The organism is Massilia sp. Root418 (assembly GCF_001425265.1).
GTDB lineage: Bacteria > Pseudomonadota > Gammaproteobacteria > Burkholderiales > Burkholderiaceae_D > Rugamonas.
The window spans coordinates 178,113-191,622 of record NZ_LMEC01000024.1 but is presented as its reverse complement, the minus strand read 5'-3'; the positions used below and the strand labels follow the sequence as shown (position 1 = coordinate 191,622).

At 66.1% G+C, this 13,510-nt stretch carries 13 protein-coding genes; 9 read left to right on the top strand and 4 right to left on the bottom strand.

Annotated features, from left to right (window positions below):
- Nucleotides 1–15 precede the first annotated feature (15 nt).
- From ASC94_RS25930 to ASC94_RS25900, 7 genes are all read left to right on the top strand, one after another.
- The gene (locus tag ASC94_RS25930; RefSeq protein WP_050408958.1) at nucleotides 16–321 is read left to right on the top strand and encodes an integration host factor subunit beta; all 306 of its coding nucleotides are present in this window, start codon (nucleotides 16–18) and stop codon (nucleotides 319–321) included.
- A gap of 104 nt (nucleotides 322–425) precedes the next feature.
- Nucleotides 426–731 (top strand): lipopolysaccharide assembly LapA domain-containing protein, encoded by a 306-nt coding sequence (locus ASC94_RS25925; protein ID WP_056402963.1) that lies wholly within the window; start codon nucleotides 426–428, stop codon nucleotides 729–731.
- Between the two features lie 13 nt (nucleotides 732–744).
- Nucleotides 745–1,920, top strand: coding sequence for a lipopolysaccharide assembly protein LapB (gene lapB, locus ASC94_RS25920; protein ID WP_056402960.1), 1,176 nt, complete (start codon nucleotides 745–747; stop codon nucleotides 1,918–1,920).
- Between the two features lie 117 nt (nucleotides 1,921–2,037).
- Complete coding sequence (rfaE1, locus tag ASC94_RS25915) at nucleotides 2,038–2,982, top strand: D-glycero-beta-D-manno-heptose-7-phosphate kinase (RefSeq protein ID WP_056402957.1); 945 nt, start codon at nucleotides 2,038–2,040, stop codon at nucleotides 2,980–2,982.
- Between the two features lie 10 nt (nucleotides 2,983–2,992).
- Complete coding sequence (locus ASC94_RS25910) at nucleotides 2,993–3,886, top strand: FAD:protein FMN transferase (protein ID WP_200955827.1); 894 nt, start codon at nucleotides 2,993–2,995, stop codon at nucleotides 3,884–3,886.
- A 99-nt stretch (nucleotides 3,887–3,985) separates the two neighbouring features.
- A complete protein-coding gene (locus ASC94_RS25905) occupies nucleotides 3,986–4,345 on the top strand; it encodes a helix-hairpin-helix domain-containing protein (protein ID WP_056402954.1) in 360 nt (119 codons plus the stop codon).
- 135 nt (nucleotides 4,346–4,480) lie between these two features.
- Entirely contained in the window at nucleotides 4,481–5,827 is a 1,347-nt protein-coding gene (locus tag ASC94_RS25900; protein ID WP_056402951.1) for a M28 family peptidase, read from the top strand.
- A gap of 229 nt (nucleotides 5,828–6,056) precedes the next feature.
- Here ASC94_RS25900 and ASC94_RS25895 read toward each other — a convergent pair whose 3' ends face one another.
- Nucleotides 6,057–7,820, bottom strand: coding sequence for a cyclic nucleotide-binding domain-containing thioredoxin-disulfide reductase (locus ASC94_RS25895; RefSeq protein WP_056403510.1), 1,764 nt, complete (start codon nucleotides 7,818–7,820; stop codon nucleotides 6,057–6,059).
- 129 nt (nucleotides 7,821–7,949) lie between these two features.
- Between ASC94_RS25895 and ASC94_RS25890 the strand changes: the two genes are divergently transcribed.
- Both ASC94_RS25890 and cysM read left to right on the top strand, forming a co-directional pair.
- Nucleotides 7,950–8,489, top strand: coding sequence for a GNAT family N-acetyltransferase (locus ASC94_RS25890; RefSeq protein ID WP_056402948.1), 540 nt, complete (start codon nucleotides 7,950–7,952; stop codon nucleotides 8,487–8,489).
- A gap of 83 nt (nucleotides 8,490–8,572) precedes the next feature.
- The gene (gene cysM, locus ASC94_RS25885) at nucleotides 8,573–9,475 is read left to right on the top strand and encodes a cysteine synthase CysM (protein ID WP_056402945.1); all 903 of its coding nucleotides are present in this window, start codon (nucleotides 8,573–8,575) and stop codon (nucleotides 9,473–9,475) included.
- 62 nt (nucleotides 9,476–9,537) lie between these two features.
- Here the strand turns inward: cysM and ASC94_RS25880 are convergent, their stop codons facing one another.
- The 3 genes from ASC94_RS25880 to ASC94_RS25870 form a co-directional block, all read right to left on the bottom strand.
- On the bottom strand, nucleotides 9,538–9,873 hold the full coding sequence (locus ASC94_RS25880; protein ID WP_082552264.1) for a hypothetical protein: 336 nt from the start codon (nucleotides 9,871–9,873) through the stop codon (nucleotides 9,538–9,540).
- A 413-nt stretch (nucleotides 9,874–10,286) separates the two neighbouring features.
- On the bottom strand, nucleotides 10,287–11,438 hold the full coding sequence (mltB, locus tag ASC94_RS25875; RefSeq protein ID WP_056402940.1) for a lytic murein transglycosylase B: 1,152 nt from the start codon (nucleotides 11,436–11,438) through the stop codon (nucleotides 10,287–10,289).
- Entirely contained in the window at nucleotides 11,435–13,489 is a 2,055-nt protein-coding gene (locus ASC94_RS25870) for a DUF3488 and transglutaminase-like domain-containing protein (RefSeq protein ID WP_229417413.1), read from the bottom strand. Before ASC94_RS25870 ends, mltB begins: the two co-directional genes overlap by 4 nt.
- Nucleotides 13,490–13,510: the final 21 nt, after the last annotated feature.

Here is a 13,510-nt window from a genome sequence, read left to right as displayed (position 1 = left end):
CGTCAGTCTACGTAGATGACCAAGTCCGAGTTGATCAACCGCCTGGCTGAGCGCTATTCTCAGCTGGTGGCCAAGGATGCGGAGTACGCCGTCAAGACGATACTCGATGCCATGACCGGCGCGCTTGCGAGCGGCCAGCGCATCGAGATCCGCGGCTTCGGCAGCTTTGCTTTGAATAGCAGGCCGCCCCGCATCGGCCGCAATCCGAAGTCCGGCGACAAGGTGATGGTGCCCGAAAAACGGGTGCCGCACTTCAAGCCGGGCAAGCAGTTGCGCGAGCGTGTCGATGCGATGGTGGGGCAACCCATCATCGAGGACTGAAGCGTCTACATGACGGTAGCCGGGGCGGGTGCAAGCCTGTTCCGGCTGATGTAAAAGAGCGGCGTCCCTGGATGCCGTTTTTTTTTGAAACGGGAAGCTGACGAATGAAAATTGTTTCCACTGTTTTTGGTTTTATCCTGTTTGTGCTGTTTTTCGGCTTCGCCTTGAAAAACACCCAGGAAGTGAATCTGGTCCTGTTCCTGAATTACGAATTACGCGGCCCCCTGGTGCTGATGCTGCTCGGCTTCTTTGCCGCCGGCGCCTTCCTCGGCGTGCTCGCGCTCACCCCTACCGTGTTCCGCCACCGGCGCGAAGCGACCAAACAAAAATCCACGATCCAGACGCTGCAAACCTCGGCCCTGCAGGTCAATGCCCAGCCGCAGCCGGACAGTATCAACTCGCAACAATAATCCTAAGAAAAGCATGGAATTCGAACTCTGGTGGTTATTGGGCATGCCCATTTTCTTCGGCCTGGGCTGGGTCGCCGCGCGGGTGGACATCCGCCAGCTGGTGTCCGAGTCGCGCAGCCTGCCGCGCGGCTATTTCAAGGGCCTGAACTTCCTGCTGAACGACCAGCCGGACAAGGCCATCGACGCCTTCATCGAGATCGTGCGCCTGGACCCGGAGACAGCCGATATGCACTTCGCGCTGGGCAACCTGTTCCGCCGCCGCGGCGAAACCGAGCGCGCCATCCGCGTGCACCAGAACCTGCTGGCGCGCCCGGACTTGCCGCCCGAGCAAAAGGCGCACGCCGAATACGAGCTGGGCATGGACTACCTGAAGGCCGGCCTGCTGGACCGCGCCGAGGAAACCTTCAAACGCCTGGTGGACACCTCCTATGGCGTGCAGGCGCGCCGCTCGCTGCTGGAGATCTTCCAGCGCGAGAAGGAGTGGCCGCGCGCGATCGAGGCCGCCACCGGCCTGCAGGACACGGGCGCCGGCGTGCGCCAGAAGGAAATTTCGCAGTTCTACTGCGAAATGGCGCAGGATGCACTGGTCCACATCCATCCCGACGAGGCGCTGCAGCTGCTGGAGCAGGCCTTGCAGGCCGACCGCACCAGCGTGCGCGCCACCATCCTGGTGGGCGACGCGCAGCTGATGCAGGGCGACGTGGAAGCAGCGCTGAACACCTGGCGCCGCGTGGAGCAGCAAAGCGTGCCGCACGTGGCCCTGGTGGCGCAGCGCCTGATGGACGGCTACAGGAAGGTCGGCCGGCCGCAGGAAGGCGTGTCGCTGCTCAAGTCCTACCTGGAGCAGGCCTCGTCGATCGACCTGCTGGAAGTGGTGTTCAAGGCGGTGATCGAGCTGGACGGCGTGGGCGCGGCCAAGCAGCTGGTGAGCGACGAACTGCGCCGCACGCCGACCCTGCTGGGCCTGGACAAGCTGCTGGAAGCGCGCATGATGGACGCGCCGGCCGAGCTGCTGTCGGAACTGTCGATGGTGAAGGGCCTGGTGCATGGCTACACGCAGAAGCTGGCGCGCTACCAGTGCGGCCATTGCGGCTTCAAGGCACGCCAGTACTACTGGCATTGCCCGGGCTGCAGCAAGTGGGAATCCTACCCGCCGCGCCGCACGGAAGAACTGAACGTAATGAATTGATGCGCTGGCGGGTTACGCTGCGCTAACCCGCCCTACGGCCCTGCCACGGAGCATCGTAGGGCGGGTTAGGCCAAAGGCCGTAACCCGCCGAGCGTGCCGCGACCCTGAGAGACCGCCATGAGCACTGCTGTAACGACTTTCCAATCCCCCGCGCTGGACAAAGTGCGCATCCTCGTGGTCGGCGACGTCATGCTGGACCGCTACTGGTTCGGCGACGTCAGCCGCATTTCCCCCGAAGCGCCGGTGCCCATCGTGCGCGTGGACAAGCGCGAAGCGCGCCTGGGCGGCGCCGCCAACGTGGCGCGCAACGCGGCCGCCCTGGGCGCGCACGCCGGCCTGCTGGGCGTGGTGGGCGCCGACGAGGCGGGCGACCAGGTCGAGCAGCTGCTGCACGGCGGCGGCATCCACAGCTACCTCAAGCGCGACGAAGCCATCTCCACCATCATCAAGCTGCGCGTCATCGGCCGCCAGCAGCAGATGCTGCGCATCGACTTCGAAGAGCCGCCCAGCGACACCGTGCTGCGCAACAAGCTGATGCAGTACAAGGCGCTGCTGGCCGACTACGACGTGATCATCCTGTCCGACTATGCCAAGGGCAGCCTGGTCAACGTGGCCGACATGGTGGCGGCAGGCCGCGCGGCCGGCAAGGTGGTGATGGTGGACCCGAAAGGCGACGACTTCACGCGCTACGCCGGCGCCACCGTGCTGACCCCGAACAAATCCGAGTTCCGCCACATTGCCGGCGGCTGGAGCAGCGAAGAGCAGCTCACGGCCAAGGCGCAGAACCTGCGCCGCGAGCTGCGCCTGGACGCGCTGCTGCTGACCCGTTCCGAAGAAGGCATGACCCTGTACACCGAGCAGGACGTGTTCCACACCCCGGCCGACGCGCGCGAAGTGTTCGACGTGTCCGGCGCCGGCGACACCGTGATCGCCACCATGGCGGCCATGCTGGGCGCGGGCGCGGGCTGGAACGAGGCGGTGCAGACCGCCAACCGCGCGGGCGGCATCGTGGTCGGCAAGCTGGGCACGGCCACCGTCACGCGCGAGGAACTGTTCGGCTAAGGGCGGCGCCATGCAGGCCATGTTCACCGTCGAATTCCAGGCCATGGCCAGCCCGTGCCAGGTGCTGCTGCCCGCCGCCGGGGAAGCCGAGGCGCGCGCGCTGGCCGCGCCGGCCATTGCCGAAGTGCGCCGCATCGAAACCAAGTATTCGCGCTACCGGCCCGACAGCGTGACCAGCACCATCAACGCCGCGGCCGGCGGCCCGGTGGTGGAGCTGGACAGCGAAACGCTTGCCCTGCTGCACTACGCCGGCCAGCTGTACGAGCTGAGCGGCGGTCTGTTCGACATCACCACCGGCGTGCTGCGCAAGGCCTGGAACTTCCGGGTGCCGCGCGTGCCCAAAGCGGACGAACTGGCCCCGCTGCTGGCCCTGACGGGCTGGCTCCGCGTGGAACGGCCGGGTAGCGGCGTGCGCCTGCCGCTGGCCGGCATGGAACTCGATTTCGGCGGCTTCGGCAAGGAATACGCGGCCGACCGTGCCGCCGCCATCCTGCAGACGCTGGGCGTGCGCCACGGCTATGTGAACCTGGGCGGCGACATGCGCGTGCTGGGCCCGCAGCCGGACGGCAGCCCGTGGTCCATCGGCATCCAGGACCCGCGCCGGGAAGAGCGCACCATGGCGTCCATCGCCGTCAGCAGCGGCGCGCTGGCCACCTCCGGCGACTACGAGCGCTATATCGTGGTGGACCGCAAGCGCTATTGCCACATCCTCGATCCCGCCACCGGCTACCCGGTAACGGCCTGGCGCTCGGTCAGCGTGCTGGCGCCGCTGGCGGTGGCCGCCGGTGCCTGCGCCACCATCGCCATGCTCAAGGGCGCCGAGGCGCCGGCCTTCCTGGCCAACAGCGGCAACGCCTGGCTGGCGCAGGACGCAACCGGCGCCATGCACGGCAGCGGGATTTGATTTTTATCTAACATTGTCATGTCAACCACATCGGCCAGCCTGCGTTAACGGCTGGCGTGGCGGAACCCCGCTGCGCTATCCCACCTGATGGAGAAAAACATGATGAAGAAACTGTTGATGGCAGTCGCCGCGCTGGTGGCGACGATGGGTTTCGCATTCGCACAGGTAGACGTCAACAAGGCCGACGCGGCCGCGCTGGACGCCGTCAAGGGCATCGGCCCGGCCAAGTCCAAGGCCATACTGGAGGAGCGCAGCAAAGGCGGCGAGTTCAAGGACTGGGCCGATTTTGAAAAGCGCGTGAAGGGCGTGGGCGAGAAAAACGCGGTCAAGCTGTCCGAAGCCGGCCTGCAGGTGAACGGCAAGCCGCGCGACGGTGCCGCCGCCAAGCCCGCTGGCAAGGCTGAAAAAGCCGACAAGGCGGCCGGCGCGCCCGCCGCTGCGCAGTCCGCCAAGAAATAAGCATTACGCCTGACCAGGCCCCGCCGTGCCATGGCGGGGCTTGCGCCCGCTGTACTTTGCGATACAAAATTCCAGTCCGCCGCGCCGGCGCTTCATGAGAAGATCGCAGCCTGTCACCCTACAGGACCTGCACCCATGGCTCATCTGCCCCTCGTTTTGCTGGCTGCCGCCACCATCGGCACCACGCCCGACACCGCCCGCCACCATCCGGATATCGACAAGATCGTGCGTGAAATCTCGCCGCAGCGCATCGAAGCGACGGTGCGCAAGCTGGTCTCCTTCCAGACCCGCCACACCATGTCCGCCACCGAATCCGACACCGTGGGCATCGGTGCCGCGCGGCGCTGGATCAAGAGCGAGTTCGAGCGCTGCAACGCGCAGAACGGCGGCCGGCTGCAGGTCGCGTTCGACAGCCACGTGGCGCCCGTGTCGCGCCGCATCAGCCGCCCGACCGAGATCGTCAACGTGGTGGCCACCTTGCCCGGCACGCAGGACGCCGCGAAAGAGCGCATCTACGTGGTCAGCGGCCACTATGACTCGCGCAACACCGACGTGATGGACGCCACCGGCGCCGCGCCCGGCGCCAACGACGACGCTTCCGGCACGGCGGCCGTGATGGAGATGGCTTGCGTGATGTCGAAGTACCAGTTCGATGCCACCCTGGTGTTCATGACGGTGGCAGCCGAAGAGCAGGGCTTGCTGGGCGCGGCGCACTGGGCCGAGCAGGCCAGGCAGAAGAAGCTCAACATCGCCGGCATGTTCACCAACGACATCATCGGCAGCTCGCGCGACGAGCACGGCAAGGTGGACGACAAATCGGTGCGCCTGTTTGCCGAGGGCTTGCCGGTGGAGAAGGAAGCGAGCGAGGCGAACCGGACGCTGATCCAGACCGGCGGCGAGAACGATTCCATTTCGCGCCAGCTGGCGCGCCACGTGAAAGAGCAGGGCGAGCGCTACGTGCAGGACTTCAAGGTCAATGTGATCCAGCGCCGGGACCGTTACCTGCGCGGCGGCGACCACATGCCTTTTCTGGAGCGCGGCTATGCGGCGCTGCGTTTCACCGAGCCGGCGGAAGACTTCAACCACCAGCACCAGAACGTGCGCACGGAAAACGGCGTGGTGATCGGCGACATGCCGGAGTATAACGACTACAACTATATCGCCAGGGTGGCGCGCGTGAACGCGGCCGCGCTGGCCACGCTGGCGCTGGCGCCGGCCGCGCCGCAGCAGGTACAGGTGCGCACGGCGCAACTGGAGAACGACACGGCGCTGGTGTGGAAGGCGAACGGCGAGCCGGACCTGGCCGGCTACCGCATCGTGTGGCGCGCGACGGACGCGGCAACCTGGCAGGGCAGCCGGTTCGTCGGCAACGTCACCGAGGCGCGGGTGCCGCTGTCGAAGGATAATTATTACTTTGGGGTGCAGGCGGTCGACAAGGATGGCAATGTGAGCCCGGCAACGTACCCTGTGCCGCTGCGCTGAGCGGCTTTGGCGGGTTACGTGCCTGCGGCACTAACCCGCCCTACGGTCCCTCGGCTGTTTCGTAGGGCGGGTTAGGCGCGACGCGCCGTAACCCGCCGCAGCCGACGGTCCCTCGGCAGTTTCGTAGGGCGGGTTAGGCGCGACGCGCCGTAACCCGCCGTAGCCGACGGTCCCTCGGCAGTTTCGTAGGGCGGGTTAGGCGCAACGCGCCGTAACCCGCCGTAGCCGCCTACAGCTCAGCCGGCAAATTGGCCAGGAAGGCGTGGATCTGCGACACCACCGCCGCGCCTTCGCCCACCGCCGCCGCCACCCGCTTGGTGGAGTTGGCGCGCACGTCGCCGATGGCGAACACGCCCGGCACGCTGGTCTCCAGCGCGGCGCGCGCCGGCAGGTCGGCAGGGTACACGCCTTTGGCGAAGTTGGCGCGGCATTGCGCCTTGGTGACGTCGAAGCCGGTGCGGATGAATCCCTTGGCGTCCACGTCCACGCCGCAGTCGCTCAGCCAGCCGGTGTTCGGGTCGGCGCCGATGAACAGGAAGACGCGGCAGATATCGTAGTCGGTCTCGGTGTCGGTCTTGCTGCAGCGCACGCGCACCTGCTGCAGGCCCTGCTCGTCGTCGCCTTCCAGCGCCACGATCTCACTGTGGGTGTGCAGCACGATGTTGGGCGTGGCCTCGATGCGTTCGATCAGGTAGCTCGACATGGTGGCCGCCAGGCCGGGGCCGCGCACCAGCATGTGCACCTTGGACGCGTGCCCGGCCAGGAACACCGCCGCCTGGCCGGCAGAGTTGCCGCCGCCTACCAGCACCACTTCCTCCGTCTTGCACAGCTTGGCCTCGATGGGCGAGGCCCAGTAGTACACGCCCCGTCCCTCGAACTGCTTCAGGTTGGCCAGCGATGGACGGCGGTAGCGCGCGCCGCAGGACAGCACCACGGTCTTCGCCTGCAGGCGCGTCAAGCTGCCGCACATTTCCACTTGCAGCGGGTAGGTGTCGCAGATGAGCCGCCCGGCCGGCGCCGGAATGGCGATCTCCACGCCGAATTTTTGCGACTGCACGTAGGCGCGCCCGGCCAGGGCGCCGCCGGAAATGCCGGTCGGGAAGCCCAGGTAGTTTTCAATGCGCGCGCTGGCGGCCGCCTGGCCGCCAAACGCGCGCGTTTCCAGCGCCAGCACCGACAGGCCTTCGGAGGCGGCGTACACCGCCGTCGCCAGCCCGGCGGGACCGGCCCCCACCACGATCACGTCCCACACCTTGTCGCTGCTCAGCTCGGGCAGCATGCCCAGGCAGCGGCCCAGTTCCACATTGGTCGGGTTCTTTTTCACGCTGCCGTCCGGACACACCACCAGCGGCATGTCCTCCGGCGCCGGCTGGTAGTGCTCGCACAGCGCGCGCGCCTGGGCGTCGAACTTCGGGTCCAGTACGGTATAGGGATGGCCATTGCTTTGCAGCCAGGTCTGCAGATTGTGCAGGCGCGGGTGGCTGGGCGCGCCCACCAGGACCGGGCCGCCGGACGGTGCTTCGATCAGGCCCACGCGGCGCAGGATCAGCGCGCGTACGATGCGCTCGCCCAGTTCGGCCTCGGCCACCACCAGCGCGCGCAGCGATTCGGACGGGATCACCAGCACTTCCACGTCGCCCACCGCGTCGCCGTTCACCAGCGAGGGCCGGTCCGACAGCTGGCCCACTTCGGCGCAGAACTGGCCCGCGCCGTGCTCGATGATCAGCGAGGTGTTGCCCAGGCCGTCGTAGCGGGTGATGGCTACCCGGCCTTTCAATATCACCAGCATGCCGAAAGTGGTGCGGCCAGCTTCGAACAGGCGCTCGCCGTGGCGGAAATGGCGCAGCGTGCCGAAGCGCTCCATGCGCTTGATCTCCGCTTCGGTGAGGGACGGGAACATCTGGTGGCGGCGCGATTCGAGCGAGCTCGGCAAACCGGCGATCACTTCGCTCGCGTTGGCTTCTGCCTGGAATGGGGTGTCTTCGTTGGCCATGGTGGAATTCGTCAAAAAATGGGCTGCAATGGGTGACAACAGTCTAGCGCATGGCGTCGCTTTCAGGCCAACATCTTATTGGGGAGCCGGGCTGGTACAATCTTCATTATTCTTTCTGACAACTCACTCATGCCTGTTGTTCCTGCCATCCGCGCGCTCGATCCGCGCGAGACCGACCAGTTCTTCGTTTACCTGAACGATCATTTGCAGGACAACGGCGCGGGCAGCAATCCGCTGTTCCAGCCCATGCCGCGCAGCCGCTCGGTGTTTCCTGAAGAAAAAGCCGCCGCCTTCGTCAAGGGCATGGGCATTGCCGTGGGCCAGGCGGGCTGGCGCCGCGCCTGGGTCGCCACCGGCCAGGATGGCATCCTTGGCCATGTGGACCTGCGCAGCCGGCCGGAACAGGCCAGCAGCCACCGCGCCCTGCTGGGCATGGGCGTGCACCGCCTGGCGCGGCGCCAGGGCCTGGGCCGGGTGCTGGTGGCCTCCGCCATGGACTGGGCCCGCAGGCAGGGCCTGGCATGGGTGGACCTGGAAGTGCTGAGCTCCAACCAGCCGGCGTGTGCGCTGTACCGCGCTTGCGGTTTCCGCCAGACCGGCGAAATTGCCGACATGTTCCGCATCGACGGCGAGCAGCTGGCTTACACGCTGATGAGCCTGAAGCTCTAGCGTGGCCGGCTTTGGCCCCTGCCGGGCGCGCTTTTGCGTCCCGGATTAAAATGAACTCTTTTGCTGAACGAAAACAGAACACGATGGCTTATATGACTATTGCCGATACGATCGGCAACACGCCCCTGGTGCAGCTGAAGCGCATCCCCGGCGCCGATGCCGACGCGCGCGGCAACATCATCCTCGGCAAGCTCGAAGGCAATAATCCGGCCGGATCCGTCAAGGACCGCGCCGCCATGTCCATGCTGCGCCGTGCCGAGGAGCGCGGCGACATCAAGCCGGGCGACACCCTGATCGAAGCGACCTCCGGCAACACCGGCATCGCGCTGGCGATGGCGGCCGCCATCCGCGGCTACAAGATGCTGCTGCTGATGCCGGAAAACCAGAGCGAGGAACGGCGCCAGGCCATGGCGGCCTACGGCGCGCAGATCATGCTCACGCCGAAGACCGGCGGCATGGAGTACGCGCGCGACATGGCCGAGCAGATGCAGAAGGACGGCAAGGGCATCATCCTGGACCAGTTTGCCAACGGCGACAATCCGCGCGCCCACTACGAAGGCACGGGCCCGGAAATCTGGCGCGACACCGGCGGCCGCATCACCCATTTCGTCAGCGCCATGGGCACCACCGGCACCATCATGGGCGTGTCGCAGTACCTGAAGGAACAGAGCGAGGCGGTGCGCATCGTCGGCGCGCAGCCGGAAGAGGGCTCGCAGATCGCGGGCATCCGCAAATGGCCGGAAGCCTACCTGCCGAAAATCTACGACAAGGCGCGCGTGGACCAGGTGGAATACGTGACGCAGGCGGCAGCCGAACGCATGGCACGCCGGCTGGCGGCGGAAGAGGGCATATTCTGCGGGATTTCGGCGGCGGGCGCCTGCGAGATCGCATTGCGGATTTCGCAGACCGTGGAGAACGCAACCATCGTGTTCATCGTCTGCGACCGCGGCGACCGTTACCTGTCCACCGGGGTGTTCCCGGCTTAAGGTTTTCGGAGCAACTTTATCCCTCCTCCCGGGTGAGGGGAGGGAGGTGAACCAGGCTGCTGTCAGCCCTGGTTCGGGGTTTCGCCTTCTTTAGGCTTGAACTGCTTGTCGCTGATGCGGAACTTGTTGCGGCGGTCGCCCATCAAGTAGCGCAGGTCACGAATGCTCAGGTCGCTCACTTCGTGCATGCGGATCAGCAGCGAAGCGCCCACCGGCAAGCGGTGGTGACGGATTTTGCTGATCACGGGCGGCGCCACTTCCAATGCGCGCGACAGGGCGGCATCGTTTTTCAGGCGCAGATTCTCGATCAGCGTGTCGAGCAGCCGGTTCGGATTGTATTGCAGCAGGTCGTCGCCTTCCGAATCGCTGTTCATATCAATACCCACTTGGTTAGTCATGATTCGTCTGTTCCTTCTGTAAAGTTTGTCCTGCAAAGTGAAACACTCGGAGCCTAGCCATGTTCATCCTTACTCGGGAACGAATTCACCACACGGACGGAATTCCGAAATAACAAGTTTCATAATATATACACAATTGTACAACATCACGCAATGTAATACTTAGGAGCAATAGAAAATACTGTCCGCCGCCCGTTCTTGTTGTCGGTCCGCAACAATGTGTGAGAATTCGCGCTGGTTGCGTGTGCTACCATGCCTCTGCGGATGCCGACACATTCTTTGTCTTTTGAACAAAGTTGAGTATAGGGCAAAACCCCCTCGCATTGCCGCACGATATGATTCCTGTCGTGTTTCCAACTATCAATTATACAATAGCTGCCGCGAGGCAAGTTTTCAAGGGGCTTTACGCTTCCTTACAACTCCCGCCGCGATAATTTCACGGCGCGGCCCAGTTCCAGCACCGACATCGCATAGAAGTAGCTGCGGTTGTATTGGGTGATCGCAAAGAAATTGTTGGTGCCCAGCCAGAACTCGGTCGGCTCGGAGCCGTTCTGCAGGTCCACCAGGCCGAACGTCATTCCCTCGGGCAAGGTGGATGTGGTGACGACGCCGGCCGACATCAAGTCCTCCTGTCGGAATTTCGCTTCCAGGCCCTGGTTGATGAAACGCTCCCACTGGCGGCTGGGCGACACGGTGGCCGAGTACACCAGCGGACCCGGATCGTCGCGGCGCCAGCCGTGCGCGACCAGGAAGGCCGCCACGCTGCCGATGGCGTCGGTGGGCGAGTTGCGCAGGTCGATGCGGCCGTCGCCGTCGAAATCGACCGCATACTTGACGATATTGCTCGGCATGAACTGCGGCAGGCCCACCGCGCCGGCGTAGGAGCCCAGCAGCGCAAACGGGTCGATGCCGGTCTGGCGCGCGTACAGCAGCGTGCTTTCCAGTTCGCCCCGGAAGAAGGTCATGCGCGCCTCGCGCGAAGGCGCCAGCGGGTAGGCGAAAGCCAGCGTGGTGAGCGCGTCCATCACGCGGAAGCGGCCGGTGTTGGCGCCGTACACGGTCTCCACGCCGATGATGCCGACGATGATTTCCGCCGGCACGCCGTACAGCGATTCGGCGCGCGCCAGCGCCTCGCGGTTCTCGTTCCAGAATTTCACGCCGCCGTTGATGCGCACCGGCTCGATGAACAGCTTGCTGTACGCTTGCCAGTTTTTCGGCTTGCCGGGCGGGGCCGGCTTCATCAGCTGCACGGCCGAATCCACGTAGCGCACCTGCATCATGATCGCTTCCAGTTCCTTGCGGTCGAAGCCGTGCCTGGCGGCCATGTCGTCCAGGAAGGCGCCCACTTCCTTCCACTGCCCGAAGTTGACGAACTCGCCTTCGTAGTCGGTCTTTTTGGCGGCGGCCTTGGCCTTGGCTTTCTTGGCGGCGGCGGCCTTGGCTTTGGCCTTGCCGCCCTGGGCGGCTTGTGCGGCCACTGCCGCGGCGGGGGCCAGGGCGGTGCCGGCCAGTGCCAGCGCCAGCAGGGCGGAAGAGAGGATGTTGGTGCGCAAAGACAGTTTCATTGTGATCGTTTCAGCAAAATGGCCAGCCGTTTGGCGGGCGCCGTTATCTCTTCATTGGGCGCGGCGTATTTCAGCGCGCCATACAATTCCAAAAAGGCCAGCATGGCCTTCTTCTTGTCATCCTGCAGTTGCTGCGTCTGCGGCATCGCCTGCAAACGCCGAGCATAACTGTGCGGCCCCTCGTGCGGCGCACGCGGCATGCCGCGCCTGGCCATGAGGCGGCAGAAAGCGGCATACACCGCGTCCACCGGCTCCTCCGCCACCCGCGCGCGCACGGCGCGCCCCAGCATCAGCAGCGCAGCCACCGCCAGCAGCGCGGCGCCCGTGCGCCAGGTGCCGAGTGCTGCACTTAGTTCCTCAAGGAAACTGCTCTGCCTGTCTGGATTGTAATCCAGGACCCATTGATTCCATGCATTATTCATGGCGTGCAGGCGGAATCTGAGCTGTGCCAGCCACGAATTGCTGTCATTGCGGAAATTCATCAGCTGGCCCAGGCCAGCCAGGCCGAACGGCGCCTGTTGCGGCAGTGCCCGCCCCAGGCCCAGGTTGACCCGGTCCGGGGCCACGGCGGCGGTGGGATCGACCCGCAGCCAGCCCTCGCCTTCGACCCAGATTTCGGCCCAGGCGTGGGCGTCGGACTGGCGCACGGTGAGGTAGTCGTCCACCGGGTTCAGCTCGCCGCCCTGGTAGCCGGTGACCACGCGCGCCGGCACGCCCATGGCGCGCATCAGCACCACGAAAGCGCCCGCGTAGTGCTCGCAGAAGCCGGCCTTGCTGCCGAACAGGAAATCGTCCACCGCATGGCGGCCCAGCAGGGGCGGCTCCAGCGTGTAGCTGAATTGCTGGGTGCGGAACATGCGCAGCACGGCGCGGGCCGACGCGGCCGGGCCGTCCGGCTGGCGCAGGGTGGCCGCCAGCGCCGCCGTGCGCGGGTTGTAGCCCTGCGGCAGGCGCAGCGCACGCGCCTGCTGCGCCGGGTCCAGTTGGGGCTGCAGGCGGTAGCTGAGGTGGGCGCTGGCCTGGTAGCGCAGGCGCTGCTGCACCGGTTCGCGGCTGACGAACTCGAACTCGTCGCTCAGGCTGGCGCCCAGGCCCGGCATGGGCAGCCTGGGGTTGGTCAGTTCCAGCGCGAACAGCCAGCGCTTGCCGGTCGGCTCCATGGTCACTTCGTGGCGCAGCGCGGGGCCGCCGACCGAGGCGCTGGTGCTGGCGTCGCCGGCGCGCAGGCGGCGCCGCTCGGTGCGGGTCCAGGTGGTGCCGTCGTAGTCGCTCAGCACGATGCCGCGCCAGTACAGCTGGTTCTGGGCCGGCAGGGCGCCGAAGAAGCGCACCCGGAAGGCCACCTCGTCCGACAGCGCCAGGCCGGTCATGCTGCCGGGCGACATGGTGTCCGAGATGCCGCTGCGGGCGCTGCGCGCGTCGCCGGGCAGGCCCCACAGCGGGCCCTGGATGCGCGGAAAGGCGAAGAACAGCACCACGGCCAGCGGGGCGGCCGCCAGGAAGATCTTCGCCGCCACCAGCAGGCGCTGGCGCAACGGCGGCACCGCGCCGGTGTACTGGAAAGTCATCAGGGTAGCCAGCAGCACGATGATGGTGGCCACCATGGCCAGCCCCGTCAGGATGGACTGGGAGTAGAAGAAATTGGTCAGCAGCAGGAAGAAGCTGAGGAAGATCACCACGAACAGGTCGCGCCGGGCGTGCATTTCCAGCAGCTTGAACGCCAGCAGCAGGGCCAGCATGGCCACGCCAGCGTCGCGGCCCAGCAGGGTGCGGAAGGACAGGTAGACCCCGCCCATGGCCAGCAGCGATACCGGCAGGAGCAGCCACAGCGGCGGCATGCGCCGGCCCAGCAGGGTGATGGCGCCGCGCCACAGCAGCACGCAGCAGATCACCGCGCTGGTCCACAGCGGCAAGTGGCTGAAATGCGGCGCCAGCACCAGCAGGGCGGCGCCGATCAGCAGCAGGGTGTCGGCCTTGTCGCGCGTGAGCCGCTGGGCCCAGCGCGCCGGCGCGCCGGGCGGCCGTGACAGGGCGGCGCCGCGCGCGCTCACGCGGCGCTCCGGTGGCGGGCG

Excerpts from the sequence above, each read along its gene's own strand:
- ASC94_RS25930 (WP_050408958.1), top strand. The coding sequence starts at position 16 with ATGACCAAGTCCGAGTTGATCAACCGCCTGGCTGAGCGCTATTCTCAG.
- ASC94_RS25925 (WP_056402963.1), top strand. The coding sequence starts at position 426 with ATGAAAATTGTTTCCACTGTTTTTGGTTTTATCCTGTTTGTGCTGTTT.
- lapB (WP_056402960.1), top strand. The coding sequence starts at position 745 with ATGGAATTCGAACTCTGGTGGTTATTGGGCATGCCCATTTTCTTCGGC.
- rfaE1 (WP_056402957.1), top strand. The coding sequence starts at position 2,038 with ATGAGCACTGCTGTAACGACTTTCCAATCCCCCGCGCTGGACAAAGTG.
- ASC94_RS25910 (WP_200955827.1), top strand. The coding sequence starts at position 2,993 with ATGCAGGCCATGTTCACCGTCGAATTCCAGGCCATGGCCAGCCCGTGC.
- ASC94_RS25905 (WP_056402954.1), top strand. The coding sequence starts at position 3,986 with ATGATGAAGAAACTGTTGATGGCAGTCGCCGCGCTGGTGGCGACGATG.
- ASC94_RS25900 (WP_056402951.1), top strand. The coding sequence starts at position 4,481 with ATGGCTCATCTGCCCCTCGTTTTGCTGGCTGCCGCCACCATCGGCACC.
- ASC94_RS25895 (WP_056403510.1), bottom strand. The coding sequence starts at position 7,820 with ATGGCCAACGAAGACACCCCATTCCAGGCAGAAGCCAACGCGAGCGAA.
- ASC94_RS25890 (WP_056402948.1), top strand. The coding sequence starts at position 7,950 with ATGCCTGTTGTTCCTGCCATCCGCGCGCTCGATCCGCGCGAGACCGAC.
- cysM (WP_056402945.1), top strand. The coding sequence starts at position 8,573 with ATGGCTTATATGACTATTGCCGATACGATCGGCAACACGCCCCTGGTG.
- ASC94_RS25880 (WP_082552264.1), bottom strand. The coding sequence starts at position 9,873 with ATGACTAACCAAGTGGGTATTGATATGAACAGCGATTCGGAAGGCGAC.
- mltB (WP_056402940.1), bottom strand. The coding sequence starts at position 11,438 with ATGAAACTGTCTTTGCGCACCAACATCCTCTCTTCCGCCCTGCTGGCG.